Origin of the sequence: Bacillus sp. NEAU-CP5, assembly GCF_026420705.1 — a bacterium.
GTDB classification, from domain to species: domain Bacteria; phylum Bacillota; class Bacilli; order Bacillales; family Bacillaceae; genus Bacillus; species Bacillus velezensis.
On sequence record NZ_JAPMOV010000002.1, the window covers coordinates 244067 to 265963 of the forward strand.

Below are 21897 nucleotides of genomic sequence, written 5' to 3' on the forward strand. Positions count from 1 at the left end.
TCGTCAAGGCATAAAAAAAGAAACCGCACGCGACGCGCGGTTTCTTCACACTTGGATCATATTAACGGAGCGTGCTTTTTTTGCCTTTCGCAGCCCGAACCACCATAAAAACAGCATAAACGGCAGCATATAATATACCCAATGATTGAGGGCGGTAAGAATAAAATCGTAAGAACCGTGCAGACATGAAGGCACAGCCAGCGAAATCACAAGCCATTTGACACGGGCTTTTTTCTGCGAAAAGCGGGCTTTTCCGAGATAAAATCCCATAATCACTCCGATCAGCGCATGGCAGGAGACCGGCAGAAGCGCCCTTATGAAAGCATGCTCAACGCCGTGGCCGAATAAATACAGAATATTTTCAAGCGTGGCAAATCCTAAAGACACACTGGCCCCGTAAACGATTCCGTCATAATGCTCATCAAAATGAGCATGCGGATACACACTGATCATCAGAACGAACCATTTCACCGATTCTTCCAGAAATCCCGAAGACAAAAACGAAACGAAAAAGCTTCCTCCCCCCACATGCTCTTTTTCAAGAACATATTGGATAAACATGGTCGGAAACACAAGGACAACCCCGAGAAAAAAAGACCTCAGCACCATATGTACGGGTTCATTGTCATACTGGTCTTTTAAATAAAAATAGCTTAACAGCGCAATGCCGGGAGCAATTCCTGCAGAGATGATTGCAAACATCAGGCAACCTCTTTCCTTTATATTCCTATATCTATCGTACCATGTTGTTCATTTTTTTACATCTTTCAATTTTTAAAAAAAAGAGCATATGAATGATCATATGCTCTCTCTACCCAGCCGTTTTGATATTTCGTTTGCGATCAAGCCGCCGTGAAAACGGCCGTTCTCGATAAAAATTTCGTTGGCGTTATTTCCAGCCGCAATGACTCCGGCGATAAAAACACCGTCAACATTTGTTTCCATCGTTTCTTCCCGGAAAAACGGCCGGCCTGATTCAGCATCAATCCGCACACCGATTTTTTCGAGGAAACCGTGATCGGGATGGTATCCCGTCATGGCAAATACGAAATCGTTTTTCAGCCGGACCGTCTCATTTCGGCCGGAGCGGAAAATGATTTCATCTTCCGTCACTTCTTCAAGACAAGCGCCGAATTCCATCCGGATTGTGCCGTTTCTGACGAGGGCCTCAAACTCAGGCAGAATCCACGGCTTGATGCTCGGGGAGTACTCATGTCCTCTGTAGAGCACCGTGACGCGCGCACCGGACTTCACGAGTTCCAAAGCCGCGTCCACACTTGAGTTTTTCCCGCCGATCACAGCAACATCTTTATCAAAATAAGGATGGCCTTCTTTAAAGTAATGAAATACCTTAGGAAGCCCTTCACCCGGTATGTTCATATAATTCGGATGATCATAATATCCTGTCGCAATGATACAAAACGGAGTGAGGTAGCGGTCTTTTGATGTTTCTACAAGAAAACGGCCGTCTTCCTGTTTCGTTACGCGCTCCACTGTTTCAAAGGCGTTTACGCGCAGCTCTTTTCTTCTGACAACCTCTCTGTAGTAAGAGAGAGCCTGTATTCGGACCGGTTTTCTGTTTTCCGTAATAAAGGCGACATCGCCGATCTCCAATTTTTCACTTGAACTGAAAAAAGTTTGGTGGGTCGGATAGTTATAAATGCTGTTTACGACATTCCCTTTTTCGATCACAAGCGCGTTCACGCCAATTTGCTTCAGATGTATAGCCGCCGATAATCCGCAAGGACCTCCGCCTATTATAATTGCTTTTTCTTCTGTCATGTCCTTCAACTCCTGCGATTGGCATTTCCATCATAAGTTTCCACTCATATAAAAAATCTCCTATATTATCATAGGAGATTTTTTTTGTTTATGCAAACGATTGGTTTATATCCAGCCTCTGAAACGCGAAGCCTCCGCCATTTTCCGCACGCCGACCATGTAAGCCGCAAGCCTCATGTCAATCCGGCGGTTTTGGGACATTTCATAAATATTATTAAACGATTTTATCATCATATTTTCCAGTTTTTCCTCGACTTCTTCTTCACTCCAGTAGAAGCCCTGGTTATTTTGAACCCATTCGAAATAAGAAACCGTTACACCGCCGGCGCTCGCCAGAACATCGGGAACCAGCAGCGTTCCTTTGTCTGTCAGGATTTTCGTTCCTTCCAGTGTCGTCGGTCCGTTTGCCGCTTCTACAACGATTTTCGCTTTGATGCGGTCAGCGTTTTCTTCTGTAATTTGGTTTTCGATCGCCGCCGGGACAAGTATATCACAGTCCAGCTCAAGCAGCTCCTGATTCGTAATGGTGTCATTGAAAAGTTTCGTCACCGTTCCGAAGCTGTCTCTGCGGTCAAGCAGATAATCAATATCAAGACCGTCCGGATCGTAAAGACCTCCGTACGCGTCAGAAATTCCGACAACTTTCGCGCCGGCGTCATGCATAAACTTGGCCAGATAGCTGCCCGCGTTTCCGAATCCTTGTACGACGACGCGCGCGTTCTGAATATCGAGACCTTTTTTCTTGGCCGCTTCTTTTATGCAGATGGTGACGCCTTTTGCCGTCGCTGATTCCCTGCCGTGGGATCCGCCGAGTACAAGCGGTTTTCCCGTAATAAAGCCGGGTGAGTTAAATTCATCAATTCTTGAATATTCATCCATCATCCAAGCCATAATCTGTGAGTTTGTAAATACGTCAGGTGCCGGGACGTCTTTAGTCGGTCCGACAATCTGACTGATTGCTCTGACATATCCCCTGCTTAGTCTTTCAAGCTCTCTGAATGACATATTTCTCGGATCACAAACAATTCCGCCTTTACCACCGCCATAAGGAAGATCAATAATTCCGCATTTTAAACTCATCCAGATGGAAAGTGCTTTCACCTCTTTTTCAGTTACATTCGGGTGAAAACGAATGCCGCCTTTTGTCGGACCTACGGAATCATTGTGCTGCGCACGATAGCCTGTAAATATTTTCACAGACCCGTCATCCATCCGAACAGGAATTTTAACCGTTAATAATCTGAGCGGCTCTTTCAGCAGTTCATACACTTCTTCTGGATACCCCAATTTTTCCAGAGCTTTATGTATTACGGTTTGGGTTGATTTTAATACATCATGTTTGTCTTCTTCATTATGACCGGTGAATCGATCGGCTGCCATTTGAGTTAACCTCCTAAAATCTTCTGTTTCTCTCATGCTCCCTTTCAGTGACTAGTATACACCTTCAATATCTCCGTGCATAGAAGAAAGACAATGATTTTTCCATTATTTCGCTTAAAAAAAGACGGCCGCTGAAAACAGCTGCCGTTTCAAATCTTTTTTATGAAAAATGTTTCTGGATGGTCTCCACAGCATTGCCGTCCATGATGAGTTTTCCGTACTCATGGAGCCTGTAAATCGTAATTGTCGCCGGGTGTCCGTATTCAGCCAGCACCGCGATGACGCCTTCGGCGGAACGGGAGCCGAGGTCTTCAAGGCTTACATAGTATTGGTTCTCATAGTGGTAGACGGTGCCGCCGGTAATCCCGATTCGGTGAAGGCTTCCGGCAAGCTGAATGATATCTTCAAACGAATGGAACTGATAAATAATATCCGGGCTTTCGTCAAGTTTGACCTGCATCTCGATATAATCATCGTCATATTCGTCATCTTCTGCGTCCGCGTCATGATTTTTCGTTACAATCACAACCATGCCTTGTGCCTGAAGAGAATATACTTCCACCGCGATCGGACCATTCGCTTCAAAGCCGAGCTCTGTATTTGCTTCATTCATCATATCTTTAAATAACTGGTGGACTTTAAATGAGTCCTTCCAGAGGTCTTCTTTTGTCAGTCCCCGATCAGTCAGATCGTCGAGGGTTAAAAAGATTTTAATCTTATTATAGTTCAGACGCTCAAGCCGCATAATGTTCCCTCCTGCCTCTTCTTGCACACAAATCATATAACACAGTATATGAATAAATGAGTCATAGGTTCTTAATTTGTTATCAGTTTACACCGTGTACAGCGGGAAGACAAGCAGAATGCCGTTTTTTATCACCGCGGCCGGGTTTGTTTCAGGAAGACGGCTCATCCGGTCCGCACAGCGTAATCATATGCGTCTCCGGTTTCGCCCCGAGCCTCAGCGGAACTTTTGTCGTCCCGTAGCCGTTGCTGATCAGGTAATGCGCTTTTTTTACCGTTCCCGTCCCGCCCAATTCGTACGGCCCGAACCGGCCGAAACGGATTTGGCCGCCATGCGTATGGCCGCTGAACACAGCGTCAATCCCGTCTGACTCCCTCATCTGCTCATGGATGTCCGGGTTATGGCAAAGCAGGAGGTTTACTTTGTCAGCATCCGTATATCTGATTGCAGAATCGTAATCATCCATCATCATCCTGATATCATCCACGCCGCAGATCGTAACGGTTTCCCCTTTATAAGCAAACTGAACCGATTCATTTCTCAGCGGGATCACTTTATATGCCCGTAAAAGAGAGAGCAGTTTTTGCTGGCTGACCTCGTAATCGTTATTCCCCCACACATACATGACAGGCGCTAGAGCCGTCAGACGTTTGATGTTTTCTTCAATTCTGGCGTAAGGAACTCCGCCCTCCGCCAAATCACCGCCGAGCAAAACGGCATCCGGCTTATAACCTGCCGCTTCGCGGAGAAGCTTTTCATCAATTAAACGGCGGTGCACGTCAGATATAAAAAAGATGGTGAGCGGCTTCATCCCCTTCATTTTATCAAGCGTAAATGTATGTGTTTTCAGATGGCTGCCGTTTGCCGTTTTGTACATAACGGCCGCCATAACCGCAGCCGCTCCCGCCAATGAGCCGAGAATTCCCGCTGTAAGCTTCATAAACGCACTCTCCATTCTGTCATTGTCTTACATTAGACGGACAAACAAAAAAAGACGTTTCTATCCTTTCCGGAAAACGCCTCATTTTATTTGCTTTCAAAATAAAGATTGATATCATACCGATGTTTCATCAAGTGAAAAACAGATTCTCTCGCTCTCCATTTTTCAGGCTGGGGCCATAAATCCGTGCTTTTTTGGATAATTTCACATCTCAATTTATGAAATTCACCCTCAGCTTTTTCTTCCTTTTTTTTAAAATAATAAGAAGTGCAATACGCAAAAGCGGAAGCCATAATCCAGCACAAGTAAACCGTATGGCCTAATATTTCCTGCAGAACCAGCTGCGGAGAGGCTTGGGGGGCATTAAAGCTTTTAAACATCAGCAGTATGCACATCAGGGAAAAACAAACGAGGGACGCCCACTGCCATCTTCGGCATTGTGCGGCATAATTTTCGTATTTTAATTTCCGTTTCACCAGTGCCTGAAGCATTTGTTTCGTCGGTCCGTCAGCAAATCGGTCTAATTGCTTCCATAAAGAATCCATGCGCTTCACACCTTGTCCGTTTTCATTGGTACACTATATGAAAAACGCGGTGAAAACATGCATTTATTTTAATCAGACAGCGGAATGTTCAGAACCTGGCCGGTGTACACGTCGTTTCCGTTTAATCCGTTGTAGCTGCGGATTTTCTCTTCGCCCGCCCGGCTTTTATAATATTTCATTGAAATGCGGTAAAGCGTTTCTTTCGGCTGTACAGTATGCTGTACGGTCCGCACATTTTTCGGGACAGTCCCGGCTTGATCACTCGCGGCAGCCGGAGCCGCTTTTTCACGGACAGCCGGCGGAGACTGCTGTTTTGTCTCCGCGTATTCGGTGTCTGTCGGCTTTACTTGTTTTTCTGAGGGCGTTTCCGTTTTTTTAGGTGTTTTTTCACTTGGTTTTTCTTTCGTTTTTTCAGGTGCAGCCGCTTCTTTCTTATCTTTGTCGTCAGACTTTTTTTTCGGTTGTTCTAAAAGAGCGGTTTCTGACGTTTCTTTCTGAGCGCCTTTCGGAATAACGGCAGGCGCGCTTTCACTGTGGTCTATGAAGACATCTTCATAGTCCTTCGGGTCAAATCTGCTGCTGTTCGTCATATAAAGAAGACCGAAAAAGACACCGATTGTTACGATAATGAACAGGACGGTCAGAAAAGTGAACAGCGGCGTTTTTGTTTTGGTTTTTTCCTTTACCTGCTCTTCCTTTTTTTTACGCTCCTCTTTTACAGATTGTCTTGTCGGGAGGCTGTCTTCAAGATATTCAATTTGTTCATCCGCGGCCGCGGCAACCTGCTGCTCGGCACGCAGCTGAGCTTTTCTTCTTTCAACTCTTGACATTTCCGTCATGCAAACCCCTCCTAACATATTGAAAACGGATCTGACAGGCAAATACCGCATCAATAATAAAATGCGCTGTAACCGGAACGAATAAATTGCCGGTCCATTCATAGATAAGCCCCAGCAAAAGACTGATGCCCGCAACCATCATAAACAGAAGCCACTTCGCCAAGTATCTGAAATGAAGCACGGTAAAAATGAAGCTGGCGGCCCATAAGCCGATATGTGTCTGCAGAACGCCTCTGAACAAAATCTCTTCGCTGAACGAAATGAGAAGCGTCAAAAACAAAATGTGTAAAACCGGCCTGTTCTTAAAAAGCAATACATTAATGCCGCCGTCATCATATAAATGCGAAGGACACCATTTCATCACCGCAAGATCGGCAATAATGACAAGGACAGCAAGAGTTACACCGTACCATATGATATTATCGTCACGTATATGCCACAGCTTTAAAAAATCGTGAATGTCGGTAAAAAAGAAAAAGCCGATAACAGCTGAAACCGCCAATATGAGCAATTGGGTGGCATACAGCTGCATCACAATCTCCCGGTCTGAGAGCTGCCGGATCAATTCGCTTTGCCGTCTCAGCTGAACTCACCCGCAGACTCTGAACCGAAAATCCGGCCTAATTCCAGCTTCCAATCTTCAAACCGTTCCATATTTTTACGTTCTCCTTTTTGCTCGTACGGAGCCAGATCAAGTCCGCAGCTGCTGCAGCATTGTCCGGTTTGACCTTCAGGCTCATACGGTTCATCAAAATAAGACAGCAGCGCTTCTCTTATACATTCTTTCCGCTCTAATAACGCCGAAAAACGATTCATTTTACGCAGCTTCTTTTCCACGCGGTATGTCAGTTCTTCCTGCAGCTGCTCTTTTGTTGTTTTTCCTTGCAGATACAGATGGACGGCCGTTCGCGCCTGTGTTTCCTGGACGCCCTTATTGATCAGAACGTCCCGAAGCTTTCGTTCATCACCCGTACCGGCATCCCGTATGACGGCCAGAATACCTTCCAGGTCATAATCAGACAGGCTTTCTGTCTGAATAATCTGCTGCTGAAGCTCGGTATCGCCGGGCGCCCTCAGCAAAATACTGACACTCGGGCTGCCGTCGCGTCCCGCTCTGCCGATTTCCTGCATAAAGGCCTCAGCCGTTTGGGGAGGATAAAAGTGAATGACAAAGCGGATATCTGACTTATCCACACCCATGCCGAACGCATTGGTACAGCAGATGCAATCAAGCTGGTTATGGATAAATTGCTGCTGGATCAAGATTCTGTCCCCTGTATCCATTCCGCCGTGATAATAATCCGTCCGCTTTCCCGTTTTTTCATTCAGCTCAGCCGCAAGCTCTTCCGCCCATTTCCTGGTCGGACAATATATGATACCCGGGCCTTCAAGCTTTTCGGCAAGCTCCGTGAGCCTGCTTATTTTCTCGGCATTATCCGCCAAATGTTCTGCCGCCAGGAGAATATTCGGCCGGTTGACTGAATAAAGATGACGCACCGCATGCTCAAGTCCGAGCACATCCGTCACGTCTCTGAGCGTTTCTTTTGTCGCTGTTGCGGTCAGCGCCAATACAGGCGGCTTTCCGAGTGACTGCCTGAAAGGCCCGAGCTTCGAATAATCAGGTCTGAAATCATGTCCCCATTCTGATATGCAGTGAGCCTCATCAATAACAAATAAACTGACCGGAACGTTTTTTAAACGGTTCAGTACATAAGGTGAAGAAAGGGCTTCAGGGGACATATAGAGAAATTTATACCTGCTGATATTGCTGAGAATAAAATGCCGCTCTGCGGAATTCAGCATGCTGTTTAATGCAGCAACCCGCTTTTCTCCTTTCGCTTTCAGCTGCTGCACCTGATCTTCCATTAATGATAGGAGCGGCGAAATAATCAGCACCAGCCCGTCCATCATGTAACCCGGGAGCTGATAGCATAATGATTTTCCCCCGCCGGTCGGAAGCATGGCGATCGTATCTTTTTTTTGGAGCACGCTAGTCATAATCTCTTCCTGCCCTTTTTTAAAGGAATGCAAACCAAAATACTTGGATAAAGCTTTATGCAGCTCAGTCATGCTGATTCACCGTCTTTGCCAGCGCCAGCCTGATCTGGAAATAGCTGAAGCGCATCTGCATTCCTTCGCGAATCCGTTTAATTTTATTCGTTTGATGCTGTTTTGCAAATGCCGTTATCATACGCTGTTCCTCTTCAGAAAGATACTGTTCTATAAAAAATGCAGGCTGATGCAATGATATTTCTACGATATGATCTTCGATTGTGGCGGTTTTTAAATTTCTGACCGCGGCGATCCGTTCAATCGGAAACCCTTTTTCCAACAGCTCAAAGGTTTTTCTGGCAGACTGTGTCAGCGCACTTTCCGCCTGCAGATCGGACAACAGCTCGCGCAGAGCGGGATATGCACATTGCGGAAGCGATTGAATAACATAATGTACCGCTCCCCAAAACTGGACGGACACATACCATTCATCTTCGTTCAGCTGGAGAGCGAGCTGCTTATTCGTTTTGCCGATTCTGTTGAATGAAGTTAAAGAATAGACAAAAATTAGCGCCTGCCGTTCACTTACGCCTTGCAGAAGCTGAAACAGCGCGTCATGCATTTGGACGGAAAGCTCTTTAGCATCTCTGTTTTTCCGCATGAACCGTTTGACCCATCTCAGCGTCTGCACATCGTTGGTAACCGGGATATATTGACTGCATTGATGCTCTTTGTTTGACAGGACTTGAATGAGCAGGGAAAGCCGCCTCCACAGGGTGACGGCAGGCGTTTGATAATTCGCGCCGTGGCAGTGCTTCGGCCAAGGCCGCTCGGCAAACGCCCGTTCAAGCCTTTGAACGCCGCGCGCAGTCACTTTCCACGTTCCCTCTTCTTTTCCGGCTGTGATGTATGAGCTCTCGGTGAGTTTATGCAAAGAAGCCGCAATATCGCCGCGTTCACACTGTGAAGCCATGCCGAAATATTTAGCGATCTGAAATAAGCCGGCATCCTGAATGGTTTGAGACGACTTTTTTCCTTTTAATAAATGAAACACAGCACTCGGAGTCCGTTCGCCGTCTATTTTGTCCAGACAGTCGAGAACCACGGTATCAAAGTAGTTTATCGCCAATCTAAACACACCTACATTTCTTCTGTGACAAGTTTCGTTTTTTGGTTCTTTTTATTTTAACAGATTTTCATATAAATTTGACGTTTAAAGTCATCTTTTAGGGGGAAGTGCTAAAGAGAATCCCTTATGTGATAAGCATTCTCAATCATTTTTCTGTTGAAATTTGACACTAACATCATTACAATAAGTAAGAGGAATAGGTGTTATATTTAAAAATATATAAGGTAAACCATTTGTTCCAACACGAACAATCTGGGAGGTTTTATTCATGGCAAAGTACACAATTGTAGATAAAGATACGTGTATTGCATGCGGCGCCTGCGGAGCTGCGGCACCAGACATTTATGATTATGATGATGAAGGCATTGCGTTCGTTACGCTTGACGAAAATAAAGGCGTCGTCGAAGTTCCGGAAGTTCTGGAAGAAGATATGATTGACGCATTTGAAGGATGCCCTACTGATTCAATCAAAGTTGCGGATGAACCGTTCGAAGGCGACCCGCTGAAATACGAATAAAAAAGCCCTCCCCGTGAGAGGAGCTTTTTCGTCCTGAATAAGACTCCGGCTGTTATCGGCCGGAGTCTTATTTTTTGCCGATCAGCACAAACAAAAAAGCGTCCGGCTGTTTTCACAGAGCGGACGCTTTCAATCCTTATTGTGTTTGGATGCTGCGTTTTTGTTCAATCCAAGGTTTCAGCTTCGTAAAGATGAACGTAAAGACGATGGTGATGATAATGCCTTTTACAATGTTAAACGGCAGAATTCCTGCGACAACCGCCGTTTTTAACTGGCTGTTTGACAGTGCCGGTGAATGTAAAAACCAAGTATACGCGGGCAGGATAAGAATATAGTTCAAAATACTCATCAGCACGGTCATCGCCGCGGTTCCGGCCAGCAGGCTCACCGCAAGACCTTTTGCAGAATTAAGCTTTTTAAACATAAACGCCGTCGGCAGAATAAACAGCGTTCCCGCGATAAAATTGGCTGCCTGCCCGACAGGCACGCCGGCCATGCTTCCTTGAATGATATACTGCAGAATATTTTTAATCGCTTCAACCGCAATTCCCGCCGCAGGCCCGTAAACCAAAATGGCGATAATTGCAGGAACGTCACTGAAATCAATCTTCAAATAATCCGGCAGACCCGGAAACGGGAAATTTAACAGCATAAGCACAAAAGCAATACTGCTAAGCATACTGATGACAACTAATTTTTTTACTTTCACAATGCTCTCTCCTTTTCGATCAAATCTCTCGAAAAGAGGAAAGGTTCTTTTGCGCCCCAATAAAAAAACCGCTTTTGTTAAAAAGCGGGAGCTTACTAAGGCTTGGCAAAGAAACGTTTGATATAAGCATCAAAACGTCTGCTGAACCTCCATCTTCTCCCATCCAGACTGTACTGTCGGCTCCGGAATCTCACCGGATCCTGCCGCCGAAGCAGCTCGCGGGCTTAGAGCATGATGCTCATCACCGCCGGTAGGGAATTTCACCCTGCCCCGAAGATTGATCTTATGAATTTATTCACATTATATATGATCAAATTGCAATTGTATAGAGAAATGCTCAAATTTAAATAAAATATTGGGGAAGCCCAATTTAAGCTGATTCAGCGGTTTCCTTTTCTCCTTTACTGCGTCAATACACATTGACACTCTATTGAGAATATGATAAATTATCAGATATTTAGTCAGCTAAACTAGGAGGAAATCTAACAATGTTTCGAGTTTTGGTCTCAGATAAGATGAGCAATGACGGCTTAAAGCCGCTGATGGAATCAGACTTTATAGAAATTGTTCAAAAAAACGTCGCGGATGCAGAAGATGAATTACATACCTTTGATGCCCTGTTAGTCCGCAGTGCCACGAAAGTAACCGAAGAATTGTTTAAAAAAATGACCTCTTTAAAAATCGTCGGCAGAGCCGGTGTCGGCGTAGACAACATCGACATTGATGAGGCCACAAAACATGGGGTTATCGTGATAAACGCGCCGAATGGAAACACCATTTCAACGGCAGAGCATACATTCGCGATGATTTCTTCATTAATGAGACACATTCCGCAAGCCAATATCTCAGTAAAATCAAGAGAATGGAACCGGACGGCTTTTGTCGGGGCGGAGCTCTGCGGAAAGACTTTAGGCATTGTCGGTCTGGGGCGGATCGGAAGCGAGATTGCCCAGCGCGCCAGAGCGTTCGGTATGACGGTTCATGTATTCGATCCTTTCTTAACCGAAGAGAGAGCCGGCAAAATCGGCGTAAACAGCCGGACATTCGAAGAAGTGCTTGAAAGCGCGGATATCATTACCGTCCACACGCCTTTAACAAAGGAAACAAAAGGACTGCTTAACAGAGAAACCATTGCCAAAACGAAAAAAGGCGTCCGTCTTATCAACTGCGCAAGAGGCGGCATTATTGATGAAGCGGCGCTTTTGGAAGCGCTGGAAAGCGGCCATGTCGCAGGCGCTGCCCTTGACGTGTTTGAAGTGGAACCGCCAGTTGAATCAAAGCTTCCCGACCATCCGCTGGTGATCGCCACACCTCACTTAGGCGCTTCAACGAAAGAAGCACAGCTGAATGTCGCGGCACAGGTTTCTGAAGAAGTGCTGCAGTTTGCAAAAGGTCTGCCTGTCATGTCAGCGATCAATCTGCCTGCGATGACGAAAGATGAATTCAAAAAAATCCAGCCTTATCACCAAATTGCCGATAAAATCGGAAGTCTCGTGTCACAATGTATGAAGGAACCCGTCAAAGATGTTGCGATTCAATATGAAGGCACCATCGCCAAACTTGAAACATCATTTATTACAAAAAGCCTGCTGTCCGGTTTCTTAAAACCGCGTGTAGACTCAACGGTCAATGAAGTGAACGCCGGCGGTGTAGCAAAAGAACGCGGAATCAGCTTCAGCGAGAAGATTTCCTCCAATGAATCAGGATATGATAACTGCATCAGCGTAAAAGTAACCGGAGACCGGAGCACATTTACGTTAACGGCTACGTATATCCCTCACTTCGGTGAACGAATCGTTGAACTGAACGGCTTTAATATTGACTTAAATCCTGCCGGCCACCTCGTTTATATCCAGCACCAGGATACGACTGGTGTAATCGGACGCGTCGGACGCATCCTCGGCGATAACGATATCAATATCGCTACCATGCAGGTAGGCCGTAAAGAAAAAGGCGGAGAAGCCATTATGATGCTTTCTTTTGATAAACATTTAGATGATAAAGTCGTCAATGAGCTGACTTCAATTCAGGATATTGTTTCCGTTAAACTGATTGACCTTCCGTAACCAACAAAAAACCCAAAACATTCATATGTTTTGGGTTTTTTACGTTTAATGGCTTGGAAGCGGATTAGGCGCGGCAGGCACAGCGATAGGTTTTGTCACATCATAATTACCGATTTTCTTTGTATGCGCATGTGTGAACAGCACCTCAGAATAACCGAATTCCTTCGCAGTTAACAGAAGCCCTTCGATCATTAAAATCCCTTCCAGCGAATCTTCAACCGTATGTTTTTCGGACAATTGAATCCGCAGCTGCTCACCGTCTTTCCTTTCCGATACCGATGCAATCGCATCTGCTTCTATAATGCTCGCGGTCTGTGAGCCTCCGTCTGTTGTCTTCATCCCGTCAATAGCCTGATATACTGAATAATAGGTTTGTTCAGACGGGATGAGATACTCTTGTCCCAGACTGTCGCTGTAAGAAAAATACGCCCGGTTTGTCTGTTTATGTACGGACATCTCAGCGGAAATGCCGTAAGATTTATAAAAATCCTGTCCGGCTCCGTTTTGAACCTTTTTCAATTTAATCCGCTCGTAAGGACTCCATGTCAAAGTCTCTTTCAGCATCTTTTTCAATAAGTCAGCATCGGCAACTGATTCGATAGAGAACCGTCCGTTTACCTGCACAAGCAAGTCCTTCTTATCCGCCGTTACCTGCACACCGTCCAAAAGGTTCGGCACAGACAGGAAGGATTCGGGCACTTCTAGGTTTTCCGCTTCGGATAAAGCCTCTGAAACCGATTCATCCGGCTTCTTTTTTTCAAAACTGACCGGAATGACGGCGGATGTTTCTGAATCGGCAAATGCCAAGGTAATGTAATTGTTTTTGTTTTGGTTTGAGACGACGAACGTCTTCTGATCCGGCGGCTTGACAGAAGCTGACTGACTGGCTTTTTCAGTCTGGCGGCTGTCAGCGGTTAGATCACCGGAAGATTTGTTTGTCATCAGATGAGGAGATATAATCAGAGCGGTGCACAATGCGCAGACGCCGGCTGCGGCGGGGCCGATCCAGCTTCGGGCCGGTTTTTTCCTGTACGGTTTACCTGTTTCAATATTCCGGTAAATGGCCTCGGGTGAACGATGATCTCTAACCGCCGGAAGTTGTCTTAACAACTCCTCTACTCTTTCTTCGTTCCAATATGACTTCATCATCCATTAGCTCCTCCCTCAAAAGCTCCATCTGTTTCCGAAGTATTTTGAGCCCTCTGTGTTGGGTCGTTTTGACTTTGCTTTCCGAGAAGCGGAGAGCGGCGGCTGTTTCCTGAATGGAATATCCCTGAATAAATCTCAAGATAATAACAGCTCTTTGATCAATGGTGCAATGATCAAGCGCGGTATAAATTTCCCGGACGTTTTCATGCTGTACGGCGAGTTCGTCCGGGAGCAAATGCTGATCTCTGACATCTTGTGTATCCCAATCAAACGTACCCATAATACGCTGTCTGATCGTCTGCTGCTTGCGGAACCAGTCAATCGCCACATGGCGTGCGATGGATAACAGCCATGTTTTTTCACTGCTTCTTCCTTCAAATGTATGATAGGAATTCAAGACGCGGATATACACTTCCTGCGTCAAATCTTCAGCCTGCGACTTATCTTTTACCATATAAAATAAAAATTGATATAAATCTTGATGGTATGCATCATATAATATCTGAAAGGTTTCTTCCATGGGAAACCCCTCCGTTCACTTTTTTGTCGTAAAAATGCGTTGAAAAGTTACATTACAACTATATTACGAGAAACTGGAATTTGGAAGGGAATTTATATTAACATATTCTTAAATTTTTAAAGGAGAAACAAATAAAAAACACCCGCAGAACATGCGGGTGTTTCGTATGGAACAAGATTGTTCGTCAATTTCAGACGTCATCCTGCACTTTTGTCGGAATATAAAATGTAAACGTCGTCCCTTTGTCGATGCTGCTGTGAACCGCAATTGAGCCGCCGTGGGCTTCCACGATATTTTTTACGATGGCGAGTCCGAGTCCGGTCCCCGCCCTGCCTCTTGTTCTTGCTTTGTCCGCTTTATAAAAACGTTCAAAAATAAAAGGCAGGTCCTCTTCCGGTATTCCCGAGCCGGAATCTTTGATATCGATTTTCAGCCCGTCTTTTACGGTCTGAGCCGCGATATGAACGCTTCCGCCTGACTCCGTGTGGCGCAGCGCATTATCTATAAGGTTGGTAAACACCTGTTCCATTTTATCTTCGTCAAAGACACACTCCGGCTGAGACACCGAGATGTCTTCTGTGAGCGAAACGCCTTTTTCCTTCGCTACCCCGGAAAATTTGCGGGAGATCTTCTCCAGAAATTCATGCAGGTTTACCGTTTCATAGTGCAGGCCCGTATGTCCGGATTCCATTCTGGCCAAATCCAGCAAATCATTGACGAGCCGGCCCATGCGAAGAGATTCATCATAAATGATCTGCGCGATTTCTTTTTTCTCCTCTTCGGTGCTTGCAATGTCGTCCACTATTGCTTCACTGTATCCCTGCAGCATAGAAATCGGGGTTCTGAGCTCATGACTGACATTGGCAATGAAGTCTTCACGCAATTTATCGAGCCTGCGCTCTTCGGTCATATCACGGAGCACGGCCACGGCGCCGCGGACGTGTGATTCCGCATAAAGAGGCGACATCAATAAAACCCATGACCTTCCTTGAAGCGTCATTTCAATCATTTGCTCTTTTTCCGTGTTCACTGCATTTTGAAATAGCTCTTTTGCTTCAGGGGGAAGGTTGTCTCCTTCTTTAATGTTCATGTTCTGCTCATAATACCATGCCTGCAGAAAACGTTCGGCCGGCGGGTTGGTCACCAAAATGGTGCCGTCAATATTTATGGTGATGACTCCGTCTGCCATACTGCTTAAAATATTGGACAGCTGTTCTTTTTCCTGATTCAGCGCGTTAATATGAAAATTGAGCTGCCGTCCCATCTGATTAAAGGCAATGGCCAGTTCCCCGATTTCATCTTGGGTCAGAATCGGAATTTTTGTATCAAACTTTCCTTTCGCCAAGTCTTGGGCGCCTTCCCGCATTTTCCGAAGGGGATATGTCACCCTGCTGGATAAAAAGAACGCGAAAAACGTTGTCAGGACGATGGCAATGCCCGCCGCAAGAAAAATATAGCGTGTTGTATGTTTCGTCGTATCTTTGACGGCAAGCAGCGATTGGGATAAAAAGACCATGCCTTTTTTGCCGTCTTTTTCATACGGCACTCCGACGATCAGCCGTTCGTTATCCGAACCGGCATTGTTGGGGACCGCGCGTTTGCTTACTTTTTTGCGGTCTGTCAGCGCCTTGTGCAGATCCCGGTCATGTTTGATCTGCTCTAATGTAATAGAGGATAAATGATTATCGTCATTGGGCGAATACCAGACATGCTTATCATCCTGAATGATCGCGATGCTCGTTAAATTGTCCGCCAGTTCCCACGTGATGGATCTGGCAAGCGGCTGGTCTTCATGATTTTCTATTATGACCGCAATTTTATCGGCAAGCTGCGTTAAATCTTTTTCCGCTTCTTCAACGTGGTAGTTTTCTATAAATTCCAGAAGCAGCACCGTTAAAATAAATAAAACAATTAACACGAGTGAAAGAATGGTAAACCAAAGCTTTCCTACTACGCTTTTCCAAAACTTCATTCAGCGCCTACCTCAAATTTGTATCCGACTCCCCATACGGTGACGATTTTTTTCGCCGCTCCCGGGGACACTTTATTTAATTTTTCACGGAGCCGTTTGACATGGGTGTCCACCGTTCTGAGGTCTCCGAAAAATTCATACTGCCACACTTCTTTTAAAAGCTTTTCCCTGTCGTACACTTTGTCCGGTGTTTTCGCCAGAAAGTACAGCAGTTCATATTCCTTCGGCGTCAGGCTCACCTCCGTGCCGTCCGCAGTCACCCTGTGAGCATCGTGATCAATGGATAGATGCGAAAAGACGAGCACATTTTTTGTCGGGGTATTTGCTGTCAGATAAGATGTTTGGGAAGCCCTTCTTAAAAGCGCCTTTACCCGAAGCACCACTTCTCTCGGGCTGAAAGGCTTGACGATATAATCGTCCGTACCCGCTTCAAACCCCTGGACGCGGTTGGCTTCTTCCCCTTTTGCCGTCAGCATGATAATCGGCGTCGCTTTTTTTTCTCTGAGCTGCCGGCATACTTCGATTCCGTCCGTTCCCGGCATCATTAAATCCAAGAGCACCAGATCATAATCTGATGCCAGCCCCATTTTAATGGCCTCGTCGCCGTTTTCCGCTTCTTCAATCACATAGTTTTCCCGTTCAAGGTACATTCTTAAAAGGCGTCGAATTCTGGCTTCATCATCTACTACTAATATTTTAGTTTCATTTGTTTGATCCATCGTTTTCCCCCTGCTTTCCTTCTGTTACTTTCATTTTAACAAACTGTGCGGCAGCTTGAGAACTGTATCGGCTTTTTGCATCTATGCGTACGAATGAAGTCCGGCAAGCACGAGATTCACAAAAATTAAGTTAAACATAATAATGGCGAAGCCGATGACGGCAAGCCACGCGGACTTTTCGCCATGCCAGCCTCTTGACAGCCGCAAGTGCAAATACGCTGCGTAAAATAAAAAGGTGATCAGCGCCCATACTTCCTTCGGGTCCCAGCCCCAAAAACGCGTCCATGCAAGCTGCGCCCAAATCATCGCAAACACAAGCGCGCCGAGTGTGAATACCGGAAAACCGATGGAAACAGCGCGGTAGCCGACTTCATCGACCAAGTCCAGATTCACATTTTTGACGAGCGGGCTGATAAGAGCGCTGATTCTCTTTCTGAATATCAGCCTGAGCGCACCGTATAAAACGAGACCTGCGCCAAACGACCAGATCACCGTATTGACCTTTCTGCCTGAAAAAATGGCCGGAAGCTCAATAAGCGGCTTCATTGCGCCTTCCGTAAGCAGTTCTCCCTCATGCGGGCCGACAAGCGCAGGCATATCATATATCATGACGCTTTTGGCTTCTTTTTTATCCACCCAATTAAATTCAGCTTTGTAGTCCGCCAGCCGGAATGCCGACGTGACGGCGATAAATGCCACGGTCGTCACGAGTATAAACATGATGACTTCAAGCCAGAACGTTTTTTTGCCCGGTCTGGATTGGTCGACATGCTTTAACAGGAAAATGACGCCGGCTACAAAACTGATCGCAAGAATCGCCTGCCCGAGCGCCGCCGTCGTGACGTGAATGTACAGCCAATTGCTCTGCAGTGACGGAATAAGCGGCGTGATGTCTGTCGGAAACATGCTTGCATATGCGATAAGCAAAAGCGCGATAGACAATGTGAACATGCCTAATGAAGGCAGTCTGTAAATAAAGTAAATAATAATAAAAGCGAGAACAAGCATCATGCCGAATGACGTCGTAAATTCAAACATATTGCTGACAGGCGCATGTCCGCTTGCCGACCATCTCGCAATGAAGTAGCCGAGATGACAAAGAAATCCGAAAATGGTTAACGTGATTCCGATAGCCGACCAGCGGCCCTTACCGTCCTTAGCACCTTTTGTTCCCCGGATGGCGCCGCCGAAAACCGGGACGGCAATTAAATAAATCAAAAAGGCAGCATAAAGAAAATTTGCGCTCAGCTCCGCCATGACACCACTCCTTTTTCACTAGGCCTGATTTTTGGCCAATTCTTTTTGATCGGCCGGCTCTTGAATCCCGGTCCCGCTAAGAACAAATTCGATATCCTTTTTCAGACCGAACCAGTTTTTGTTCGTATGTCCCGCCACAAGCACTTCATGATCACCTGTTTTGATCCAGATCCTTCTGTGCTGCCAGTACATTCCTTGAATGACGCCGATCATAAAGATCGCGCCGCCGACGGCAAGCACCCATAAGGTTAAGTCTTTTCTGACGGTGAGTCCTGTAATGTTTTTCGTTTCCACATGGTCGAATTTTAATTTGTACTTGTTACTTTCGGAACCTTCAACAGTCTGCTGAATCGCAACAAAACTTTTCTCCCCTTTCGGCTTGTCAGGAGCCGTGATTTTAAAGACAAAAGCCGGATTGTTAGGAACCTTCGTTTTCGTGCTCGGTTCTCCGTCCTTGTTAAAATAAAAATCAGGAAGATAACTGGCGATCTGCACTTTGTAACCGTTACCAAGATCATAGTCCGTGTCGGGATCAAGAAGATTGATCTTCAGTTTGCCGAATGACTGTTTTGTTTTTTGGTCGATCAGCTGAAATACCATCTGATCGAGCTGGTTTTCTTTATAGTCCACCTGATACACAGAATAGGAGTCAAAACGCAGCGGTTCATTGACGCGGATATTGTTTTCTTTGACTCTTTTAAGCTTCGGCTTTTCGCCGAATACAATGTCGCCTTCCCTCTTGTACAAAACCGCGTCCGTTGTGAAGGATTTGGCGACTTTGCCGTTTCCGGCTCTGTCAATGGCGTCGGCGAATACTTTTTTCTCAGTGTCTTTGTTATATGTCTGCATCGTGAACCGGTTGTTTTTTAAGTAATACTTGCCGTCAGTGCCGGGGATCTGAGCGGTTTCGCCTTCACGGACCCAGAGCGTTTCATCGACATACATACCGGGTACAAATCTCAGCATGGCTCCGATCAGAAAAATGATCAGACCGATATGATTGACGTAGGGCCCCCACCTTGAAAAACGGCCTTTTTCCGCCAGAATGCTTCCCTCTTGTTCTCGCACTCTATAATGCTTTTTTTTCAATCGTGTTCTGAGGCTATCAGCCGCATCACCGCTCAGCTCGGTTTCTGTCCGGCTGTATAGACGCTGCCTCTGCAAAAAGACCGGATTCCGCCGAACTCCTTGATTTTTCAGCGCCCTGTACAAAGGAATCACCCGATCCAGGCTGCAGATGACCAGTGATATGCCAATGGATGCGATCAGGAGCATATACCACCATGAGCCGTACAGGTGATGAAATCCCAGCAGATAATACATTTGGCCGATTATGCCGTACTGCTGTTCATAATATGTATCCGGCTGGGCGCCCGGCGGCAGATAAGCTTCCTGCGGAAAAACCGTGCCGAAAGCAGACGCCGCCAGAGTAATGACGATCAGCCATATTCCGACTTTTACGGAAGAAAAGAAGTTCCATACCTTATCGACGATTGTTTTGTTATATGTTTGCGAACGCCTTGCGCTGCCGTCGTACCGCATATCGGCAAGCGGCGATTTTTGATCATCAAGCGGCTTCCCGCACGACTCGCATAAAACCGTCCCGGCTGGATTCACGTGCCCGCATTCACATTTGACCTTTTTCATGAAGACGCCTCCGGCTTAATTAAATTCATATAGTCATGAACCATGCGTTCTGTCATCGTGCCGGTCACCACTTTCACGACTTTTCCGTCGGGATTGATCAAAAATGTCGTCGGAATAGGTGATACGCCGTACGCGTCCAGCACTTGCCGGTCAGTATCGAGCGCAACCGGGAAATTGACGCCGTATGTTTTCATAAAATTATGTACTGCAATTTTTGATTCGCCGACATTTACCGCAACCACCTCGACACCGAGGTCTTTAAAATGCTTGTATTGATTCTCCATATAGGGAAATTCCTGCTTGCACGGCTCGCACCACGTTCCCCAGAAATTCAGAAAAACGCCTTTTCCTTTTAACTGACTCAGTTCTATGAGTCTGCCCTCTGTATCTTTCAGCGCGAAATTCGGGGCTTTGGACCCCTCAGATATACGCTCGCCGTTTGTGTAAACAGCATTATAGATGGTATATCCGAGCGCGCAGAGTAAGATGAGAAGGATGCCGGTCCGAATGAATAAACGCCGCCGTTTTTTGTTCATTGTACACTGCTCCCCTCCCCTGCCTGCAAATCCATTCAATTATATCATCAACACGTTTTGTAATTTTTGAAGGTTATGTGAAAATTAGAAAGCGTTTTTACCGTGTTCAGCTAAAGCCCGCAGCCTTTTCACCTCATGCGGCGACAATTCTCTTGCATCTCCTGTGCGCAGGCCTCTTAAATCTAAAAATGCGTATTCTTCACGTTTTAGTTTCAGCACGTCATGACCGATCGCCTCGAACATGCGGCGGACCTGTCTGTTCCGTCCTTCATGAATCGTCAGCTGAATGATGCTCGTCTGCTTTCTTTTGTCCAGGGAAAGCATTTTCGCTCTGGCCGGCGCCGTCTTGCCTTCTTCAAGCTGAATGCCGCGCTCAAGCTTTCTCAGAAGTTCCTTGGAAGGAATCCCCTTCACTTTGGCGACGTACGTCTTATCAATTTCGTATTTCGGATGCATGAGTTTGTTGGCAAACTCGCCGTCATTTGTCAGCAATAAAAGTCCGCTCGTATCATAATCAAGCCTGCCGATCGGATAAATGCGCTGCGGCACTTCTTTGAAAAAGTCGGTCACCACTTTCCGCCCTTTGTCGTCATCAGCTGCTGAGATCACTCCTCTCGGTTTATAAAGCAGAAAGTACACGGGTTCTTCCCGCTCCACCTTTAATCCGTTTACTTCAATCTGATCAGAACCGGTCACTTTTACGCCGAGCTCTGTTATTACTTTTCCATTCACCTTTACTTTTCCTTCTTTTATCAGCTCTTCCGCCTTTCTGCGTGATGCCACGCCGGCATGAGCAATAACTTTTTGCAGTCTTTCCATGTCGTTCACCTCAAGTATAATCTTACTTTTTTCCCCTTGAACAAACAAGCTTTTTCAAGGAGAGTTATTTTGATATATAAAAAGCGCCTGATTTCAGGCGCTTCCAAATAATAACGTAACTATGATGATTGATGCAACCACCCCGATCAAATCAGCAAGAAGACCAACCTTTAAAGCATCCCCCATTTTTTTGATGCCGACCGCCCCGAAATACACCGTCAGGACATACAGCGTCGTGTCAGTCGATCCCTGCATGACCGAAGCCAGCCTGCCGATAAATGAATCAGGCCCGTACACGGCGATCAGATCTGTCGTCATGCCGAGCGCCGCCGTCCCCGAAATCGGGCGGATCAGAGCAAGCGGCACAACTTCTGCGGGAATGCCGATCGCTGTAAAGAAAGGCTTGCACAGCCCCATGACAAAATCCAGCGCGCCCGAGGCCCGGAATACGGTAATCGCCACCAGCATCCCGACCAAATAGGGAATGATGGAAAACGCAATCTCAATTCCTTCTTTTCCGCCTTCAACGAATGATTCATACGTCGGTACTTTTTTGATCGTGCCGTATATCAATATACCGGCGATAATAATCGGAATCATGGCTAAAGACAGCCAATTCACCATTTCCATTCGC

22 protein-coding genes and 1 riboswitch are annotated in these 21897 nt (G+C 46.1%); of the genes, 2 read left to right on the forward strand and 20 right to left on the reverse strand.

Annotated features, from left to right (window positions below):
- Window positions 1-45: 45 nt before the first annotated feature.
- The 10 genes from prsW to OTK50_RS06485 all read right to left on the reverse strand — a co-directional run bounded on the left by prsW (window position 46) and on the right by OTK50_RS06485 (window position 9352).
- Window positions 46-702: a glutamic-type intramembrane protease PrsW gene (prsW, locus tag OTK50_RS06440; RefSeq protein WP_003153415.1), complete on the reverse strand. Its 657-nt coding sequence runs from the start codon at window positions 700-702 to the stop codon at window positions 46-48.
- A 96-nt stretch (window positions 703-798) separates the two neighbouring features.
- On the reverse strand, window positions 799-1782 hold the full coding sequence (locus OTK50_RS06445; RefSeq protein WP_014418270.1) for a YpdA family putative bacillithiol disulfide reductase: 984 nt from the start codon (window positions 1780-1782) through the stop codon (window positions 799-801).
- 105 nt (window positions 1783-1887) lie between these two features.
- A complete protein-coding gene (gene gudB / locus OTK50_RS06450; protein ID WP_003153413.1) occupies window positions 1888-3162 on the reverse strand; it encodes an NAD-specific glutamate dehydrogenase in 1275 nt (424 codons plus the stop codon).
- 160 nt (window positions 3163-3322) lie between these two features.
- Window positions 3323-3907 carry a genetic competence negative regulator gene (locus OTK50_RS06455; protein ID WP_003153412.1) on the reverse strand — a complete coding sequence of 195 codons (585 nt, stop codon included), beginning with the start codon at window positions 3905-3907 and terminating at the stop codon, window positions 3323-3325.
- Window positions 3908-4058: 151 nt separating this feature from the next.
- Window positions 4059-4847: a metallophosphoesterase gene (locus OTK50_RS06460; protein ID WP_032873245.1), complete on the reverse strand. Its 789-nt coding sequence runs from the start codon at window positions 4845-4847 to the stop codon at window positions 4059-4061.
- An 86-nt stretch (window positions 4848-4933) separates the two neighbouring features.
- A complete protein-coding gene (locus OTK50_RS06465) occupies window positions 4934-5392 on the reverse strand; it encodes a YpbF family protein (RefSeq protein ID WP_045208062.1) in 459 nt (152 codons plus the stop codon).
- A gap of 68 nt (window positions 5393-5460) precedes the next feature.
- A complete protein-coding gene (locus OTK50_RS06470) occupies window positions 5461-6231 on the reverse strand; it encodes a LysM peptidoglycan-binding domain-containing protein (RefSeq protein ID WP_082998688.1) in 771 nt (256 codons plus the stop codon).
- Window positions 6209-6796 (reverse strand): CPBP family intramembrane glutamic endopeptidase, encoded by a 588-nt coding sequence (locus OTK50_RS06475; protein WP_079891835.1) that lies wholly within the window; start codon window positions 6794-6796, stop codon window positions 6209-6211. Before OTK50_RS06475 ends, OTK50_RS06470 begins: the two co-directional genes overlap by 23 nt.
- 14 nt (window positions 6797-6810) lie before the next feature.
- Window positions 6811-8301 carry a RecQ family ATP-dependent DNA helicase gene (locus OTK50_RS06480; protein WP_224223642.1) on the reverse strand — a complete coding sequence of 497 codons (1491 nt, stop codon included), beginning with the start codon at window positions 8299-8301 and terminating at the stop codon, window positions 6811-6813.
- Window positions 8294-9352, reverse strand: coding sequence for a helix-turn-helix domain-containing protein (locus OTK50_RS06485; protein WP_007612279.1), 1059 nt, complete (start codon window positions 9350-9352; stop codon window positions 8294-8296). The genes OTK50_RS06480 and OTK50_RS06485 overlap by 8 nt, the downstream gene beginning before the upstream one ends.
- Before the next feature lie 268 nt (window positions 9353-9620).
- Here OTK50_RS06485 and OTK50_RS06490 point away from each other — a divergent pair, with 268 nt between their 5' ends.
- On the forward strand, window positions 9621-9869 hold the full coding sequence (locus tag OTK50_RS06490) for a ferredoxin (RefSeq protein WP_003153403.1): 249 nt from the start codon (window positions 9621-9623) through the stop codon (window positions 9867-9869).
- A gap of 136 nt (window positions 9870-10005) precedes the next feature.
- Here the strand turns inward: OTK50_RS06490 and OTK50_RS06495 are convergent, their stop codons facing one another.
- Complete coding sequence (locus OTK50_RS06495; RefSeq protein WP_003153402.1) at window positions 10006-10578, reverse strand: ECF transporter S component; 573 nt, start codon at window positions 10576-10578, stop codon at window positions 10006-10008.
- Window positions 10579-10725: 147 nt separating this feature from the next.
- A riboswitch (FMN riboswitch) is annotated at window positions 10726-10860 on the reverse strand.
- Between the two features lie 206 nt (window positions 10861-11066).
- Here OTK50_RS06495 and serA point away from each other — a divergent pair.
- On the forward strand, window positions 11067-12644 hold the full coding sequence (gene serA, locus OTK50_RS06500) for a phosphoglycerate dehydrogenase (RefSeq protein WP_224223643.1): 1578 nt from the start codon (window positions 11067-11069) through the stop codon (window positions 12642-12644).
- Window positions 12645-12689: 45 nt separating this feature from the next.
- On the opposite strand, the gene OTK50_RS06505 is transcribed toward serA, so the two are convergent.
- The 9 genes from OTK50_RS06505 to spmB form a co-directional block, all read right to left on the reverse strand.
- Entirely contained in the window at window positions 12690-13754 is a 1065-nt protein-coding gene (locus OTK50_RS06505) for a sugar dehydratase (protein ID WP_224224355.1), read from the reverse strand.
- Entirely contained in the window at window positions 13729-14313 is a 585-nt protein-coding gene (sigX, locus tag OTK50_RS06510; RefSeq protein ID WP_003153399.1) for an RNA polymerase sigma factor SigX, read from the reverse strand. The genes OTK50_RS06505 and sigX overlap by 26 nt, the downstream gene beginning before the upstream one ends.
- 190 nt (window positions 14314-14503) lie before the next feature.
- Window positions 14504-16285 (reverse strand): ATP-binding protein, encoded by a 1782-nt coding sequence (locus OTK50_RS06515; protein WP_007409435.1) that lies wholly within the window; start codon window positions 16283-16285, stop codon window positions 14504-14506.
- The gene (resD, locus tag OTK50_RS06520; protein WP_003153397.1) at window positions 16282-17004 is read right to left on the reverse strand and encodes a DNA-binding response regulator ResD; all 723 of its coding nucleotides are present in this window, start codon (window positions 17002-17004) and stop codon (window positions 16282-16284) included. The genes OTK50_RS06515 and resD overlap by 4 nt, the downstream gene beginning before the upstream one ends.
- 81 nt (window positions 17005-17085) lie before the next feature.
- Window positions 17086-18261, reverse strand: coding sequence for a c-type cytochrome biogenesis protein CcsB (ccsB, locus tag OTK50_RS06525; protein ID WP_007409434.1), 1176 nt, complete (start codon window positions 18259-18261; stop codon window positions 17086-17088).
- An 18-nt stretch (window positions 18262-18279) separates the two neighbouring features.
- The gene (gene resB, locus OTK50_RS06530; protein ID WP_044802134.1) at window positions 18280-19908 is read right to left on the reverse strand and encodes a cytochrome c biogenesis protein ResB; all 1629 of its coding nucleotides are present in this window, start codon (window positions 19906-19908) and stop codon (window positions 18280-18282) included.
- Complete coding sequence (gene resA / locus OTK50_RS06535) at window positions 19905-20444, reverse strand: thiol-disulfide oxidoreductase ResA (protein ID WP_003153391.1); 540 nt, start codon at window positions 20442-20444, stop codon at window positions 19905-19907. The genes resB and resA overlap by 4 nt, the downstream gene beginning before the upstream one ends.
- Window positions 20445-20528: 84 nt before the next feature.
- A complete protein-coding gene (gene rluB / locus OTK50_RS06540; RefSeq protein ID WP_007612296.1) occupies window positions 20529-21263 on the reverse strand; it encodes a 23S rRNA pseudouridine(2605) synthase RluB in 735 nt (244 codons plus the stop codon).
- Between the two features lie 93 nt (window positions 21264-21356).
- Window positions 21357-21893: a spore maturation protein SpmB gene (gene spmB / locus OTK50_RS06545; protein WP_015240119.1), complete on the reverse strand. Its 537-nt coding sequence runs from the start codon at window positions 21891-21893 to the stop codon at window positions 21357-21359.
- Window positions 21894-21897 lie beyond the last annotated feature (4 nt).

Coding starts and splice junctions, on each gene's coding strand:
- OTK50_RS06455 (WP_003153412.1), bottom strand. CDS start 3,907: ATGCGGCTTGAGCGTCTGAACTATAATAAGATTAAAATCTTTTTAACC.
- OTK50_RS06480 (WP_224223642.1), bottom strand. CDS start 8,301: ATGACTGAGCTGCATAAAGCTTTATCCAAGTATTTTGGTTTGCATTCC.
- OTK50_RS06490 (WP_003153403.1), top strand. CDS start 9,621: ATGGCAAAGTACACAATTGTAGATAAAGATACGTGTATTGCATGCGGC.
- OTK50_RS06515 (WP_007409435.1), bottom strand. CDS start 16,285: ATGAAGTTTTGGAAAAGCGTAGTAGGAAAGCTTTGGTTTACCATTCTT.
- OTK50_RS06445 (WP_014418270.1), bottom strand. CDS start 1,782: ATGACAGAAGAAAAAGCAATTATAATAGGCGGAGGTCCTTGCGGATTA.
- sigX (WP_003153399.1), bottom strand. CDS start 14,313: ATGGAAGAAACCTTTCAGATATTATATGATGCATACCATCAAGATTTA.
- serA (WP_224223643.1), top strand. CDS start 11,067: ATGTTTCGAGTTTTGGTCTCAGATAAGATGAGCAATGACGGCTTAAAG.
- resD (WP_003153397.1), bottom strand. CDS start 17,004: ATGGATCAAACAAATGAAACTAAAATATTAGTAGTAGATGATGAAGCC.
- rluB (WP_007612296.1), bottom strand. CDS start 21,263: ATGGAAAGACTGCAAAAAGTTATTGCTCATGCCGGCGTGGCATCACGC.
- resA (WP_003153391.1), bottom strand. CDS start 20,444: ATGAACAAAAAACGGCGGCGTTTATTCATTCGGACCGGCATCCTTCTC.
- OTK50_RS06465 (WP_045208062.1), bottom strand. CDS start 5,392: ATGGATTCTTTATGGAAGCAATTAGACCGATTTGCTGACGGACCGACG.
- resB (WP_044802134.1), bottom strand. CDS start 19,908: ATGAAAAAGGTCAAATGTGAATGCGGGCACGTGAATCCAGCCGGGACG.
- gudB (WP_003153413.1), bottom strand. CDS start 3,162: ATGGCAGCCGATCGATTCACCGGTCATAATGAAGAAGACAAACATGAT.
- OTK50_RS06460 (WP_032873245.1), bottom strand. CDS start 4,847: ATGAAGCTTACAGCGGGAATTCTCGGCTCATTGGCGGGAGCGGCTGCG.
- ccsB (WP_007409434.1), bottom strand. CDS start 18,261: ATGGCGGAGCTGAGCGCAAATTTTCTTTATGCTGCCTTTTTGATTTAT.
- OTK50_RS06470 (WP_082998688.1), bottom strand. CDS start 6,231: ATGACGGAAATGTCAAGAGTTGAAAGAAGAAAAGCTCAGCTGCGTGCC.
- prsW (WP_003153415.1), bottom strand. CDS start 702: ATGTTTGCAATCATCTCTGCAGGAATTGCTCCCGGCATTGCGCTGTTA.
- spmB (WP_015240119.1), bottom strand. CDS start 21,893: ATGGAAATGGTGAATTGGCTGTCTTTAGCCATGATTCCGATTATTATC.